At 68.4% G+C, this 14183-nt stretch carries 14 protein-coding genes and 1 pseudogene; 10 read left to right on the top strand and 5 right to left on the bottom strand.

All coding sequences use genetic code 11. The features are described from left to right. Positions 1-16: 16 nt before the first annotated feature. Positions 17-2224 (bottom strand): bifunctional alpha,alpha-trehalose-phosphate synthase (UDP-forming)/trehalose-phosphatase, encoded by a 2208-nt coding sequence (locus E3T24_RS02480; protein WP_241975940.1) that lies wholly within the window; start codon positions 2222-2224, stop codon positions 17-19. A gap of 191 nt (positions 2225-2415) precedes the next feature. Here E3T24_RS02480 and E3T24_RS02485 point away from each other — a divergent pair, with 191 nt between their 5' ends. The 4 genes from E3T24_RS02485 to E3T24_RS02500 all read left to right on the top strand — a co-directional run bounded on the left by E3T24_RS02485 (position 2416) and on the right by E3T24_RS02500 (position 4799). Continuing rightward, entirely contained in the window at positions 2416-3045 is a 630-nt protein-coding gene (locus E3T24_RS02485; RefSeq protein ID WP_134434243.1) for a hypothetical protein, read from the top strand. Next, complete coding sequence (locus tag E3T24_RS02490; RefSeq protein WP_134434244.1) at positions 3042-3848, top strand: PspA/IM30 family protein; 807 nt, start codon at positions 3042-3044, stop codon at positions 3846-3848. The genes E3T24_RS02485 and E3T24_RS02490 overlap by 4 nt, the downstream gene beginning before the upstream one ends. A 258-nt stretch (positions 3849-4106) precedes the next feature. Next, positions 4107-4295 carry a hypothetical protein gene (locus E3T24_RS02495; RefSeq protein ID WP_134365211.1) on the top strand — a complete coding sequence of 63 codons (189 nt, stop codon included), beginning with the start codon at positions 4107-4109 and terminating at the stop codon, positions 4293-4295. Between the two features lie 90 nt (positions 4296-4385). After that, positions 4386-4799 (top strand): hypothetical protein, encoded by a 414-nt coding sequence (locus tag E3T24_RS02500; RefSeq protein ID WP_134365210.1) that lies wholly within the window; start codon positions 4386-4388, stop codon positions 4797-4799. A 46-nt stretch (positions 4800-4845) separates the two neighbouring features. Here the strand turns inward: E3T24_RS02500 and E3T24_RS02505 are convergent, their stop codons facing one another. Next, entirely contained in the window at positions 4846-6222 is a 1377-nt protein-coding gene (locus tag E3T24_RS02505; protein ID WP_134402818.1) for a glucose-6-phosphate dehydrogenase, read from the bottom strand. Positions 6223-6251: 29 nt separating this feature from the next. On the opposite strand from E3T24_RS02505, the pseudogene E3T24_RS02510 reads away from it, so the two are divergent. From E3T24_RS02510 to E3T24_RS02530, 5 genes and pseudogenes are all read left to right on the top strand, one after another. Further along, a pseudogene (locus E3T24_RS02510) lies at positions 6252-8070 on the top strand (glycoside hydrolase family 15 protein). A 67-nt stretch (positions 8071-8137) separates the two neighbouring features. After that, on the top strand, positions 8138-8758 hold the full coding sequence (locus E3T24_RS02515; protein WP_134434245.1) for a biotin transporter BioY: 621 nt from the start codon (positions 8138-8140) through the stop codon (positions 8756-8758). After that, a complete protein-coding gene (locus E3T24_RS02520; RefSeq protein ID WP_134365207.1) occupies positions 8755-9435 on the top strand; it encodes an ABC transporter ATP-binding protein in 681 nt (226 codons plus the stop codon). The genes E3T24_RS02515 and E3T24_RS02520 overlap by 4 nt, the downstream gene beginning before the upstream one ends. Then, positions 9432-10025: an energy-coupling factor transporter transmembrane protein EcfT gene (locus tag E3T24_RS02525; RefSeq protein ID WP_134365206.1), complete on the top strand. Its 594-nt coding sequence runs from the start codon at positions 9432-9434 to the stop codon at positions 10023-10025. Before E3T24_RS02520 ends, E3T24_RS02525 begins: the two co-directional genes overlap by 4 nt. 100 nt (positions 10026-10125) lie before the next feature. Further along, positions 10126-10584, top strand: coding sequence for a flavodoxin domain-containing protein (locus E3T24_RS02530; RefSeq protein ID WP_241975938.1), 459 nt, complete (start codon positions 10126-10128; stop codon positions 10582-10584). 49 nt (positions 10585-10633) lie between these two features. Here E3T24_RS02530 and E3T24_RS02535 read toward each other — a convergent pair whose 3' ends face one another. From E3T24_RS02535 to E3T24_RS02545, 3 genes are read right to left on the bottom strand one after another with little or no spacing between them, the layout of a single operon-like run. Then, complete coding sequence (locus tag E3T24_RS02535; RefSeq protein ID WP_134365205.1) at positions 10634-11530, bottom strand: glycine betaine ABC transporter substrate-binding protein; 897 nt, start codon at positions 11528-11530, stop codon at positions 10634-10636. Between the two features lie 52 nt (positions 11531-11582). Further along, complete coding sequence (locus tag E3T24_RS02540) at positions 11583-12470, bottom strand: ABC transporter permease subunit (RefSeq protein WP_134402817.1); 888 nt, start codon at positions 12468-12470, stop codon at positions 11583-11585. Next, positions 12467-13753, bottom strand: coding sequence for a glycine betaine/L-proline ABC transporter ATP-binding protein (locus E3T24_RS02545; RefSeq protein ID WP_241978593.1), 1287 nt, complete (start codon positions 13751-13753; stop codon positions 12467-12469). Before E3T24_RS02545 ends, E3T24_RS02540 begins: the two co-directional genes overlap by 4 nt. Positions 13754-13831: 78 nt before the next feature. Here E3T24_RS02545 and E3T24_RS17735 point away from each other — a divergent pair. Then, a partial coding sequence (locus tag E3T24_RS17735; protein ID WP_206750174.1) for a hypothetical protein occupies positions 13832-14183 on the top strand: 352 nt, incomplete at its 3' end.

Below are 14183 nucleotides of genomic sequence, written 5' to 3' on the forward strand. Positions count from 1 at the left end.
AACCTCGAAGTGGGGCTCAGTTCGCCCGGGCCTCGGCCGCGGTGGCGGCCGCCTCCCGGATGTCCGCGATGATTCCCAGCACCCGGGGAACCTCCTCAGGCCCCCGCACGCGGTAGCCGGCCAGTGACGGCCCGGCGCCGATCTTGAGGCCGAGGTCACCCTCGTGCAGCACCGCGAAGGCGTCCTCGTCGGTCAGGTCGTCCCCGGCGTAGAACACCCGGTCGGCTCCCGTGTACTCGCGGAGCCGCTCGAGCGCGTCCCCCTTGGTGCTGCCCCGCACCGCGAACTCGAGCACGTCCTTGCCGGCGCGCACGGTCATCCCGGGTATCAGCACGCTGAGCTGGTCCCTGGCCTCCTTCTGGGCGGCCTGGCCGGCCTGCGGCGTGGCCAGGCGGGTGTGCAGGGCGCGCCCCGCGGGCTTTCGCTCAATCCAGGTGCCCTCGACGGATGCGGAGATGCCCTCGAGCACCCGGTTCAGGGTTTCCAGTTGTTCCAGTTCGGCGGCCACGAGATCCAACTGGATGTCGGCGGTGTCGAGCTGCACCTCGATCCCGTGGGAGCCGGTGAGCAGCACGTCATCCTGCGGGTCGGACACGTACCGCAGGCTGACCAGGGCCCGGCCGGAGACGAAGGCCACCCGCACTCCGTCCAGGTCGAGCAGGCGCTGCACGGCGCCCCGGGTGCCGTCCACGGCCCGCGCATCTTCCGGCCGGTCGACGTGCGGGGCGAGGGTCCCGTCGAAGTCGAGGGCCACGAGGAGCTTGTCCGCGCCGCTGACCTCGCGGAGCGCGCCCACGAGGGCGTCGGGGATTCCGGGGCGCACGGCGGCTCCTTCGGTGAGGGTGCGGAGGAAGGACGAGGACCAGGCGGCGACGTCGTTGTCGAAGACCTTGCGGCGCAGCGCGCGCATCCGTCGCTGACGTTCCGGGCGGGGCATGGCGATCGCCCGGAGGATGGCCGCCTTTACCCCGTCGATGTCGTGCGGGTTGATCAGCACGGCCTGCTTGAGCTCGTCGGCGGCCCCGGCGAACTCGCTCAGGACGAGTACGCCGTCGCGGTCGAAGCGCACAGCGACGTATTCCTTGGCGACGAGGTTCATGCCGTCCCGGAGCGCGGTGACGAGCATCACGTCCGCGGCCAGGTACAGGGCGACCATCTCCTCCCGCGGGTAGCCGTGGTGGTGGTAACTGATGGCGGTGTGGCTGATGGTCGAGAAGTCCCCGTTGAGCCGGCCGACCGCCAGTTCGATCTCGTCCCGCAGCGCGATGTAAGGCCCGACCCGTTCGCGGGAGGGGCTGGCCACCTGCACCAGGGTGACGTCCTCGACGCTCAGGCTGCCGTCGGCGAGCAGCTCGCCGAAGGCCTTGATCCGGTGCGCGATGCCCTTGGTGTAGTCCAGGCGGTCGACGCCGAGCATGATGGTCTTCGGGTTGCCGAGGTCTTCGCGGATCTGGCGGGCGCGCGCCTGAACCTCGGGGTCACGGGCCAGTTCCTCGTAGGAGGCCGCGTCGATGGAGATCGGGAAGTGTTTGGCGATCACTCGCCGCGTCTGGCCGTCGGGCGCCGGAACGTCGATGGCGACGCCGCGGGTCGGGTAACCGTAGAGGCGGCGCACGGCCCGGGAGAAGTTGCCCGCGTCGGCCAGGCGCTGGAATCCGACCAGGTCGGCCCCCAGCAGGCCGTCGAGGATCTGCTTGCGCCAGGGCAGCTGGGCGTAGATCCCGTAGGGCGGGAAGGGGATGTGGTTGAAGAAGCCGATCACGAGGTCGGGGCGCGCCTCGCGCAGCATCCGTGGCACGAGCTGCAGCTGGTAGTCGTGCACCCAGACGGTCGCGCCGGTGGACGCGGCGGCGGCGGCGGCCTCGGCAAAGCGCCGGTTGACCCGGACATAGGCGTCCCACCACTCGCGGTGAAAGCTCGGCGGTGCGATCACGTCGTGGTACAGCGGCCAGATGGTGTCGTTGGAGAAGCCCTCGTAATAGTCCTCGAGGTCGGCTTCGCTCAGCCGCACCGGCACGATCGAGATGCCGTCGTTCTCGAACGGTTCGAAGGTGCGGTCGGCGACTCCCGGCCAGCCGACCCAGGCGCCGTCGGAACTCCGCATCAACGGCTCCAGGGCGGTGACCAGCCCGCCGGGCGAGGTGCGCCAACTCTCGGTGCCGTCGTCGGCGACGTCGATCTCGACCGGGAGGCGGTTGGAGACCACGACCAGGGAATAGGTCACGTCGTGGCCATCGGCGGATGCCGTGGGTTCGGCTGAAGAAGAAATGGTCTCGTCCGTTCCGGCGGGCGCGGAGGCGATCGCCTGGGTGGACTTTCAAGGCTACCAGCGGGTCGGAAAGCGGCGTATTTTGGTTTGCAAACGTGTCGCGACGTGGCATGACCCAACGAGAACCGTTCGAAAAAGGCGGACCCATGACAACGCTCAGTTCGGTGCTGATCGCACTCTTCGTCATCATCCTTGTTTCCTTCATCGTGACCTTCGTCGTGGTGCGCATGCTCTACAAACGCCTTCGCCCGAGCCGGATGCTGACCGGCGCGGTTCTGCGCTCACAAGCCCGGGTGGTCCGGGGCCCGCAACGCGAGGTCCTGAAGCTGCGCGTGCGGCTGCAGGACACTCTCGACAGCGGGCAGGCAGCGGTCGACCTGGCCCGAAGCAGCGAGGGCCCGCTCGGCGAACTCCCGCGGCTCTTTCGCCGGGTCCGGAGCGAGGGCGCGACGCTGGAATCGCAGTTGCGGCTGCTGCAGAGCGAGAGCGATCCCGCCGTTCTCGCCGAGGCGATACCGGTGGCGCGCCGCCGGGTCGACCAGGTCGCCGTGCTGGCGCGCCGCCTGCGCTCGGCCGTCGCTTCCGGCCTCGGCGACCTGACCGACGACAGCCTGATGACCCTGCATTCCGATGTCGACCATGAGGTCGACGCGCTGAGGGCCGGAGTGCAGGAGTTGCGCACGCTCAACGGCCACGACGCATTCCCCTCCCCTCCTGTCCTTGAGGCGATGCACCGGGTGTCAACGAACCGTCTGACCGGGGGGAACGGATCATGACCATCAGCTCGCGGCTGCGGGTCATCCTTCGCAGCAAGTCGTCCCGAGCCCTGACCCGGCTGGAGGACCCCCGGGAGGCCCCCGACGACAGCTACGAGCAACAGGTCAGGATGCTGCAGCAGATGCGGCAGGGACTGGCCGAGGTGGCGACGACGAAGAAACGGATCGAGCTGCAGGGGCAGGAAATGGGCTCCCGCTACCAGCGGCTGGCCGACCAGGCCCAGGAGGCTCTGAACCAGGGACGGGAAGACCTCGCCCGCACGGCACTCGAGCGCCGCTCCCTCCTCGAGAGCCAGGTCGCGGCCCTGCAGAACCAGTACACCGCGCTGGAACACCAGCAGGCGCAACTGCACGACAACGAGCGTCGCCTCGCTGAACGGGTCGCCGCCTTCCGCACGGAGAAAGAGACGATCAAGGCCACCTACTCCGCGTCCGAGGCGCGGGTGAGGGCCAACCAGGCCGCGGCGGGGATCGGCTCCCAGATGAGCGATGTCGGCATCAACCTCGACCGGGCCAAAGACCGGGTCGCGCAGATGCAGGCCCGCGCCGCCGCCACCGACGAGCTGCTCTCCAGCGGCGCCTTGAGCGATGCCACCGCCGCGCCCGACGCGGACCTCGAACGCCAGCTGTCGGCCGGCACGACGAAAGCAGACGTCGACCGCCAACTCCAGGCGATGAAGAACGCCCGCGCTTCCCGCCCGGGCAGCGCCCCCGGCACCGGGCCGGGCAGCCGGGGCGGAGCCCGACCCCAGCCCGGAACCGACGCCTGGCTGAGCATCGGCCAGGGCCCGAACACCCCCTGACCGGTCGGCGAACCAGCCCGCCCGCTCCGACGAAGTCCGTGCCGGTGAAGCAGGCCCGGCGTCGAACCAATTCGACGGAGATTTTGAGTTAAAACCACCCAATCGGTGCGCCGGGGCACGATATCGGCAAAATCTCCGTCGAATTGGTTCGCGAGCAGTTCGTGGGGCGGCGGGCAGCGGGCAGTGGCCGGTGAAAAAACGGGTCGGATCACAGGAATATCCGGTGGGCCGGGTAGCGTGGAGGCAGGAGGCCCTTTTATGCGCAAGTTCATTTTCAGCAGTGCCATGCTCGGTGTACTGGCCGGCGGGCTGAACATCCTGCACGCCACCCGCACCGAGAAACACGACTGGCGTCTGGTCCTGATGTGGATCGGCTGGGGACTCAGTTTCGCCGTCGCCGTCGGCACGATCATCGAAGACGCCGACGAGCGCCAGATCGAGCACTGACCGGGGGTTCTGCGGCGTGTCAGAACGGTTTGCCTGCGTGAAGGCGGCACACTGGGAGTAATACTCAGCACAGCCGAGAGGGGCTCCCCGATGTTTGGTCGTCGACGTCGCGTCGAACCGGTGGCGCCGGTCACCCCGCCGCCCCTGGCCGAGCTCACCGACGAACAGGTCTTCGCTCTTCTGCACGAGCAGCTCGCGCAGCTTGTCGGAACCCAGGGGCAGTGGACCCTCGTGCCCCGCAGCAGCGACGACACCGATGTGATCTTCCACGGCCTGAAGGCACACCAGATCGCGTCCTCGCTCGCTGCCGTGCTGCGCATCGAGACGGCTGCCCTGCGCGGCGAGGTCTCGGCGGAGCCGACGGCCCTGTCCTGGACGCCGGCCCCGATTTCCGTGTGGGCCGAGCCGGAGCGAGCAGCCCTGGCCCCCGTGGCACTGCCCCACTTCTCCTCGGCCGCGCCCGAAGCGGCCGAGTCGACGGATCGCGCCCGACTCGTCGCTTAAGAGCGGCGCGAGCAGCCAGACCGACCGGTCTGGGCTCCTGGGTCAGTCAGCCGACGGGTTTCCAATCCGCCGGGCCCGTGGTCCCCGCCGGATAGTCCCCCAGGGGTACGGCATCCGTGCGCCAGGCGGCAAGCACCGGCGCCACGATGCGCCAGCACTCTTCCGCGGAGTCCCCACGCACCGAGAGCGTCGGATCCCCGCCGAGCACTCCCTCGAGCACCTCGCCGTACGCCAGCAGTTGACCCGGCCCGAATGCCGCGTTGAGGTGCACCCGGTCAAGGGTGAGCGGGTCCCCCGGGCCGTTGAGGTTCAGTTCCAGCGAGATCTCGTCCGGGACCAGCAGGATCCGCAGGACGGTCGGGCCCGGCTGGGCGCCGAACCCGGTCGGCAGGTACGGCACCGGTTTGAAAGTGATCACGATTTCACGGCGGCGCTCGGCGAGGGCCTTCCCTGATCGCAGGGTGAACGGGACGCCCGCCCAGCGCCAGGTGTTGATCTCGAGAGTGACCTCGGCCAGAGTCTCGGTATTGTTCTCCGCCCGCACCCCGTGCTCATCGACGTACGACGGCACGGAGTGCCCGTCGACGACACCGGCGGTGTAGCGAGCGCGATGGCTATTGCGTGCGGGGTTGCCGTTGCGCAGCCGGGTGGCGCGCAGCACGATTCCCTTCGCATCCCGGAGGTCGGCCGCTCCCAGAGAGGACGGTGGCTCCATGGCCAGCACGGCCAGCACCTGCAGAAGGTGACTCTGGATCATGTCGACCAGGGCGCCGGCGCGGTCGTAGTACCCCGCCCGGCCCTCCAGGCCGAGCTGCTCGTCGTAGACGATGTCCACACGCTCGATGTGCTCGCTGCTCCACAGCGGTTCGAAGATCCGGTTGGCGAATCGGAGCCCGAGCAGGTTGTAGACGGTGGAGCGCCCCAGAAAGTGGTCAACGCGATGGATCTGGTTCTCGGGCACGAATCCGGCGAGCCGGGCGTTCAGGGCGACGGCGCTCTCCTCATCGACGCCAAAGGGTTTCTCGAGGGCGATCTGGGCGCCCGCCGGCAGCCCGACCTCGGCGAGCGCGTCACACACCAGGGCGGCGACGGCGGGAGGCACGGCCAGGTACACGGCCGGCACGCCCTCGCATTCCGCCAGCACCCGGGCGAGGTCCGCCGGATCCGCGGGATTCGCCGTGTGATACGTGGTCTCGGCGATGACCCTGTCCACGGCGGACCCTGAGGCTCCGGCCGTGGCGAACGATTTCTTCACGACGGCCCGCCAGGCGGCCGGAGTGAATTCTTCCCGCCCCGCTCCGACCAGCTGCAGCCGGCGCTCGGGCTGCTTCGTCAGGAGCTGACCCAGGGCGGGCATGAGAAGGCGGGATGACAGGTCCCCGCCCGCACCCAGGAGAAGAAACGTCGAGATGTGCGCGGTCATCTGACAAACCTAGCTGGCAGGGTGTCTGCATGGCGCTCAACATCGAAGATTATGCCCTGATCAGCGACTGCCACACCGCGGCCCTCGTCGGCCGGGACGGGAGCATTGACTGGCTCTGCCTGCCCCGCTACGACTCGGCCTCGATGTTCGGGGCCCTCCTCGGCGACGAGGACCACGGACGATGGCTCCTGGCGCCCGTGGACGATTCGGCCACCTGCACACGCTCCTATGTCGACGGCACCTTCATCCTGTCCCAGGTCTGGACGACGGAGACGGGGCAGGTGGGGGTCCTGGATTTCATGCCCCACGGCGATCGGCGATCGGACCTGGTGCGCCGGGTGCTGGGCATCTCCGGATCGGTGCGGATGGGCCAGGAGTTACGCATCCGCTTCGGCTGTGCGACGACCATGCCCTGGGTTCGCCAGCTCCGCCGCGGAGACCAGCGTGACCTGATCGCCGTGGCGGGTCCGGACGCCGTGATCCTGCGGGGTCCCGGCCTGACTCCGGCGGACCACCGGCACGTCTCGCAATTGACCGTCGCGGCCGGCGAGACCGTCGACCTGCAACTGGCCTGGTACCCGTCGCACGAGGAGCCGCCACACGCCCTGGATGTCACCGACTCCCTGCACCGCACGGCCGAGTGGTGGCAGGGCTGGGCGCGCTCGTACACCCACGAAGGCGCTTTCCGGGACGAGGTGGTGCGATCGATGCTCGTGCTGCGTGCGCTCACGCACGAGACCACCGGGGGAATCGTGGCTGCCGCGACCACGTCCCTTCCCGAGTCCCGGGGCGGGCACCGCAACTGGGATTACCGGTACGTCTGGCTCCGGGATGCCGCCCTCACCCGGTCCGTGCTGCTGTCCCACGGATACGAGGTGGAGGCCCAGGGCTGGCGGGCCTGGCTGTTGCGGGCGGTTGCTGGCGGTTGCCGGCGACCCGGAGGATGTGCAGATCATGTACGGGCTCTCGGGCGAACGCTACCTCCCCGAACGCGAGCTGACCAGCCTGCCGGGATACCGCGGCGCCGGACCGGTGCGGGTGGGCAACGGCGCCGTCAACCAGTTCCAGGCCGACGTCATCGGCGAGGTGCTGGTTGCGCTGCACGCTGCCCGCGAGGCGGGGATCACTGAAACGGAGTTCTCCTGGCCGCTGCAGCGGGCCCTGATCGACTACCTCGAGCACAACTGGTCTCGCCCGGACCAGGGCATCTGGGAGGTGCGCGGACCGGCCCGCGAATTCGCCCACTCCCGCGTGATGGTCTGGGCGGCCTTCGACCGGATGGTGCGCGGCGTGAGCGAGTTCGGACTCGACGGGCCGGTCGAGCGCTGGGCCGAATTGCGCGAGAAGGTGCGGCTGGACATCGAGCGGCACGGATTCGACGCGGAGCGCAACATCTTCACCCAGTACTTCGGCGGTAGCGATGTGGACGCATCCCTGCTCGTACTCCCCCAGGTCGGCTTCTGCGCGCCGGACGATCCACGGATGCTCGGCACGGTGGCCGCGATCGAGGCCGACCTTCTCAGCGGCGGCCTGGTGCTGCGCTACCGCACCGACACGACCGTGGCCGGTCTCCCCGCGGGCGAGCAACCATTCCTGGCGTGCTCGTTCTGGCTGGTCGAACAGTATGCCGCGTCCGGCAGGGGCTCCGACACGACGGCCCTGATGGAGCGTCTGGTAGCACTCTCCAACGACGTCGGCCTGCTCTCCGAGGAGTACGACGTTCGCTACGGTCACCAGGCGGGCAACACGCCGCAGGCGCTGTCCCACCTGGCGCTGGCGCTGGCGGCTGACGCGATCGTCGCCGGCTCCGTGCCGGTCGGAACATCCGCCGCCGGCCCAGGATTATAGAGTTCGGTCATATTCTTTGTAGGTCTTCGTCGGAACGGGGCCGCCGGAGGATTCTAGATTGAAGAGCATGACCGCACGCACCCGCACCCGCACACTCACCGTCCGTGATCTCGCGCAGATTGCCATCTTCGCCGCCCTGATCGCTGCCCTGGGGCTGCCGGGCGCCCTGACCATCGGTGCGGTGGCCGTGCCGATCACCTTCCAGACCCTGGGGGTGATGCTGGCGGGCGCCGTGCTCGGCGCCCGGAAGGGCTTCTTCGCCGTGGCGCTGCTCCTTGTGCTGGCCGCGGCGGGCCTGCCCCTGTTGTCGGGCGGCCGCGGCGGGCTGGTCTGGTTCACCACGAGCCCGGCGGCCGGTTACCTCTACGGCTGGCTGCTGGGCGTGGTGGTCATCGGCTACCTGACCGGGAGGCTGCTCCCCCGCTACCCGTTCTGGGCCGCGCTGGGTGCGACCGTGCTGGGCGGCATCGTCGTGGTCTACCTCGTCGGCGTACCGGTCACCGCGCTGAACCTGGGCCTGCCGGTCTGGGTTGCGGCGGTCGACAGCGTGAAATTCCTGCCGGGTGACGTGCTCAAGGCTGTCGTCACCGTGCTGGTCGCACGCCAGGTGCACAAGGCCTACCCCGGGCTGATCCCGGTGCGTCGCCGGTCAGCCCGCACGCCGAAGGTCTTCGCCGGTCGCCGATGAGCTCGATCAGCTTCGACGGGGTCTCGCATGCGTTCGGCGAACGGATGGTGCTACGCGACATCCGTCTGAATCTCACCGAGCGGAGGGTTGGGATCGTCGGCGCCAATGGCTCCGGCAAGTCCACGCTGGTGCGGCTGATCAACGGGTTGATCACCCCCGACAGCGGAACGGTCACGGTCGACGGGCTGAACGTGGCCCGCAACGCCAAAGAGGTGCGGCGCAAGGTGGGGTTCATTTTCACGAACCCGGACAACCAGATCGTCATGCCCACCGTCGCGGAGGACGTCGCGTTCACCCTGCGGCGGCGCGGGCTGACCCGGGATGAGGTAGCCGCCCGAACGACGGCCGCGCTGGATCGGTTCGGCCTCAGCCAGCATGCCGACCACCCGGCGCACCGACTGTCCGGCGGTCAGAAACAGCTGCTCGCCCTGGCCGCCGTGCTCGTCGCTGAACCGCAGATCGTGGTGGCGGACGAACCGACCACCCTGCTCGACGCGCGGAACGCCCGCCGGATCACCGAGCTCCTGCTCGGGATGAGCCAGCAGGTCATCGTGGTGACCCACCAGCTCGAGTTGCTGGCCGCCTTCGACCGTGTGGTGGTGATCGAGGACGGCCGGGTCGTCGCCGACGGCACGCCGGAGGCCGCCCTCGGGTCGTATCGGGCACTGCTGGCATGATCGGGCTGTACCACCCCGGGCACTCGCTCATCCACCGTGCACCGATGCTGCTCAAGCTGGCGCTGCTCTCCGCCGGGGTGATGATCGTGGGGCTGCTCGGGGAGCCGTGGCAACTCGGCGCCGCCCTCGCGGTCGTGTTCGGGCTCTACCTCGTGGCGCGCGTGCCCCTGGCACCGGCCTGGCAGCAGATCGGGCCGATCCTCTGGGTCCTGCTGATCGCCGTGCCCGTGCAGGCTCTGTTCGCGGGCTGGACCGTCGCCGGCCTGATGGCCGGGCGCCTGCTGATCGCGGTGGCGCTGGCCGCACTGTTCACCCTGACCACCACGGTCACGGCCGTGCTCGAGGGGTTCCAACGGATGCTGCGGCCGTTGCGCCGCTGGATCGACGCCGACCGGGTCGGACTGCTCGTGGCCCTCACCCTGCGCTGCATCCCCCTCGTCGCCGAGATCGTGACCGAGGTGATCGAGGCCCGCCGGGCCCGGGGAACCCAGGGATCTCTGCTGGCCCTCGCTGTGCCGGTCGTGGTGCGCTCCCTGTATGCGGCGGACGCGATCGGCGAGGCCCTGGTGGCCCGCGGCCTCGACGACTGAACCGCTCCCCGGCCGAGGCGCCGCATCCCTTGCCGGTCCGCATGGCCGGGGGCAGACTGATCAGGGCAGAACCTCCCCGGACCCGATAGTGGAGGACACCATGGGCACAGGAAACATGAGCACGCTCGTCGTCTACGACTCGAACTTCGGCAACACCCAGGTGATCGCCGAGGCGATTGCCGCAGAGCTCGGCGAGGACACCCGAGCCGTTCCCGTTGCCGGTCTGGGACTCGACAGTCTCACCGGCGTCGAACTCCTCGTCGTGGGCGGCCCGGTCAACGGCTGGCGTCCCTCGCCGCGGATGCAGACGTTCCTCGCCCAGTTCAGCCACGGAACCCTGCGAGGGGTGCGGGCCGCGGCGTTCGACACGCGGCTCAGGCTGTTCATCCACGGAGACGCCGCCGGCAAGATGGCGCACGCCCTCGAGCGGGCGGGCGCCCATATCGTGGCCAGGCCCGTGGGGTTCGTCGTGGAGGGCACGCACGGTCCCCTGGCGGCGGGCGAGCTCGAGAAAGCGGTCGCGTGGGCGGGGTCGATCGTGTCCGCCATCCACCGATAGTGCGCGAAAAAGGCCCGGATCGAGGGGATCCGGGCCTTGTGGGGTTGCGCTACTTGCTGGTGAGCAAGTCCACGTAATCCTGGTTTTCGGAGATCCACTTCGCCACGATCGGCTCGTAGTCCTTGCCGTCGTAGTCGACGAACATGGCCTTTTCGAGCGAGTACAGCTTGTCGAGGTCCATGTCGAAGCCCTTGATCCAGGTGGTGGCCCGCGGGAAGTCGTCGGCGAAGTCGGCCTTGGCGTAGGAGTGCAGACTCTCCTTGCCCTTCAGCGCGCCCTTGGGGTCGTCGAGGGTCTTGATCGGCAGCGAACCGTACGCCCAGTGCGGCTCCCAGAGGGTCACGGCGATGTTCTCGCCGGCTTTGGTGGCCGCGGTGAGTTCGGTGAGCATGGCGGCGGTCGACGAGGTCAGGTATTCCATGTCCTCGAGGCCGTAGGTCGGGATGACCTTCTCGGTGGTCGCCTTGGTCAGGCCGGCTCCGGGCTCGATCCCGACGATGCGATTGCCGAACTTGTCGGCGTTCTTGGCCAGCTCGTCGAGGGAGTCGATCGGGGCGTCCTCGTTCACGGCGATGGTCAGCCGTGATTCCTTGTTCCAGGCCCCCAGATCGACGATGTCGTCGCCGTATTCCTTGACGTAGGACGCGTGGGTCTTGGGCATCCAGACATCCATGTTCAGGTCGTAGTCGCCGGTGGAGAGACCGGAGTAGACGGGGGCGACGTCAGCGTATTCCAGCTCGGCGTTGTAGCCCTTCTCGTCGAGGATGGCCTTCCAGAGTTCGGACACCGCGACGCCTTCGTCCCAGCCGTTGAACACGGCGATGGTGATGTCTTTCTTGTCCTTATTGCCGTTTCCGACGGTCTCCGCTTCGGAGGCCGCGCAGCCGGACAGGGCGAGAAGCCCGACGGCTCCGATGGCGAGGAGGGACAGTGATCGTTTCTTCATGGTGTTTCCTTTCGGGTCACCTGACGGTGACCGGGGTGCAACAGTGAGCAGGTCAGGCAGCCAGAGCTTGCTGGCTGCGACGCTTGCGGGCCGCGAGGATGCGGCCGAGGGGGGTGTCGCCGGTGCCGAGGGCCGCGGTCAGTCGGTCGAGGAAGATCGCGAGGATCACCACGGCCAGGCCGGCCTCGAAGCCGAGTGCGACATCGATGCGGTTCAGGCTGGCGACGACATCCGCTCCGAGCCCACCGGCACCGACCATTCCTGCGATGACGACCATCGACAGGGAGAGCATGATGACCTGGTTGATACCGGCCATGATGGTCGGCATGGCCAGCGGCAGCTGGATCTGGCGGAGTATCCGCCACGGCGAGGCGCCGAAGGCCTGGCCGGCTTCGACGACTTCCCGGTCCACCCCGCGGATACCCAGTTCGGTCAGGCGCACTCCCGGAGCCATCGCGAAGATGATGGTGGCCACGATGCCGGGAACGACGCCGACGCGGAACAGGATCAGCGCGGGAATCAGGTACACGAAGGCCGGCATGGTCTGCATGAAGTCCAGAATCGGGCGGATGATGTTGGACGCCACCGTCGATTTGGCCGCCAGAATTCCCAGCGGCAGGCTGAAAGCGATCGCCAGCACACTGGCGACGAGCACCAGCGCGAGGGTGTCCATCGCGTTTTCCCACTGGTCGACGCCGACGATCACCGTGAGGCCGAGGATTGTTCCGACCATGAATTTCCAGCCGCGGGTGGCCAGGGCCAGTCCCGCCGCGAGCACGATGATCACCCAGAAGGGCGGCGTCACCAGCAGGAAGTCGACCAGCTCATACGCACCGTCGAAGGCGGCCCGGATGAAGTCGAAGAAGAAACCGAACGTGTCGGTGATCCAGTCGATGAAGCCCTCGACGATGGTGCCGAGGGGAAGGCGGAAGTCGTTCACAGTGCGGCTCCTTCCAGCGCGGTTTCGCGCAGGGTTTCGGTGATCATGCTGACGGAGATGGTCGCCGCCGGCTCGATCACGGGCAGGTCACCGGTGTTCGTGCTCACGTTGCCGAGCGCGGCCAGCAGGGTCACCCGGGGGATGACGCCGAGCAGGCGCTTCTTCTCGTCGACGACGGCAATGGCCAGGTCGCTCTCAACCGAGGGTTCGACCAGCTCGACGAGCGGGGCATCCGGGCTGACCGAGACGGCGTCGCCCAGGATGATCGAGCGCAGGTCGGCGTCCCCGGCCTTGACGAGTTTGAGCACGTCGCGGTCGCGAACGACCCCGGCGAAGCTGCCGTCGCGGTTGAGCACGAACGCGGCGGAAGTCTGGAAGTCGCGCATGATGCGGAGGGCGGCACGCGGACCACCGGTGGTCGTGACGACGGCGCGCACCGGCTCCATCACACTGGCAGCGGTCAGCACCCGGGCACGGTCGACGTCCTGCACGAACTGGGCGACGTAATCGTTGGCCGGGTCGGTGAGGATCTCTTCCGGCGTGCCGATCTGAACGATCCGCCCGTCGCGCATGACCGCGATGCGGTCACCCAGGAACATGGCCTCGTTGAGGTCGTGCGTGATGAAGATGATGGTCTTGCCGAGCTCGGCCTGCAGCTCGATCAGCTGTTCCTGCATCTCGCGGCGGATCAGCGGGTCGAGAGCCGAGAAGGCCTCGTCCATCAGCAGCACATCGGTGTCGGCGGCGAGTGCGCGGCCGAGGCCGACGCGCTGCTGCATCCCACCGGAGAGTTCAGACGGCAGGCTGTCGGCCCAGCCGTCGAGCCCCACGAGACGGATGATGGTGCGGGCCTTGGCCAGGCGTTCCTCGCGCCCCATACCCTGCACCTCGAGTCCGTAGGCCACATTGTCGATGACCGAGCGGTGCGGCAGCAGGGCGAAGTGCTGGAAGACCATGGAGATGTTCTTGCGACGCACGTCCCGCAGCTGGGCGGCCGGGATGCCGGTGATCGGCTGACCCGCCACGGTCACGGTGCCGGAGGTGGCATCCAGTAGACCGTTGAGCATGCGGATCAGGGTGGACTTGCCCGAGCCGGACAGCCCCATCACCACGAATATCTCGCCACGGTGCACCTCGAAGGAGGCGTCGATCACGGCGGCGGTGCCCAGCGAGGACACCTCGTCGCGGCTCGATCCCGCTTTCATTTTCTTGACTACCTCGTGCGGGCGACGCCCGAACGCTTTGTACAGTCGATCTGCCTTCACGGCAATGGTTTCGGTCACGGATTCTCCCCGGCACGCCGGGCGCGGCCGTCTTGACGGCCGACGTGTCGGGTGCGCGCTGTGTCGGACGGGTAGGCCGTGACCGGCCTCGACGCCGTTTCGGGCGTGGGCTGGAGCGATCATGGGACCGCATCCGTCAGGGCCTCACCATACGAAATGGCCGTCCCAATGGGGTCGTGGCTGCGTGTTCGCGTCCTGGTGAAGGGTCGTAAGACCAGCTACTACCCTAACACGGGCGGAGTTTTCATCGCAGGATCTGCGATTTCAGCGGCGGTAGGCAACCCTGGGTCGGGCTCCGGCGGCGGCGCTTCGGGTTTCACCGCACGGATGCAGGTGGCCGGCTCGGTCACGAATGCGCGCCCGCTCGGCGAGGTCCACCTCAGGGTGCCGGCCTCCAGGTGTTTCACCGTCCACCGGGTCTCGCTTTTCA

Origin of the sequence: Cryobacterium sp. TmT2-59, from assembly GCF_004403545.1 — a bacterium.
GTDB lineage: Bacteria > Actinomycetota > Actinomycetes > Actinomycetales > Microbacteriaceae > Cryobacterium > Cryobacterium shii.

Coding starts and splice junctions, on each gene's coding strand:
- E3T24_RS02495 (WP_134365211.1), top strand. CDS start 4,107: ATGCGCAAGTTCATTTTCAGCAGTGCCATGCTCGGTGTACTGGCCGGC.
- E3T24_RS02515 (WP_134434245.1), top strand. CDS start 8,138: ATGACCGCACGCACCCGCACCCGCACACTCACCGTCCGTGATCTCGCG.
- E3T24_RS02500 (WP_134365210.1), top strand. CDS start 4,386: ATGTTTGGTCGTCGACGTCGCGTCGAACCGGTGGCGCCGGTCACCCCG.
- E3T24_RS02530 (WP_241975938.1), top strand. CDS start 10,126: ATGGGCACAGGAAACATGAGCACGCTCGTCGTCTACGACTCGAACTTC.
- E3T24_RS02535 (WP_134365205.1), bottom strand. CDS start 11,530: ATGAAGAAACGATCACTGTCCCTCCTCGCCATCGGAGCCGTCGGGCTT.
- E3T24_RS02490 (WP_134434244.1), top strand. CDS start 3,042: ATGACCATCAGCTCGCGGCTGCGGGTCATCCTTCGCAGCAAGTCGTCC.
- E3T24_RS02525 (WP_134365206.1), top strand. CDS start 9,432: ATGATCGGGCTGTACCACCCCGGGCACTCGCTCATCCACCGTGCACCG.
- E3T24_RS02485 (WP_134434243.1), top strand. CDS start 2,416: ATGACAACGCTCAGTTCGGTGCTGATCGCACTCTTCGTCATCATCCTT.
- E3T24_RS02505 (WP_134402818.1), bottom strand. CDS start 6,222: ATGACCGCGCACATCTCGACGTTTCTTCTCCTGGGTGCGGGCGGGGAC.
- E3T24_RS02520 (WP_134365207.1), top strand. CDS start 8,755: ATGAGCTCGATCAGCTTCGACGGGGTCTCGCATGCGTTCGGCGAACGG.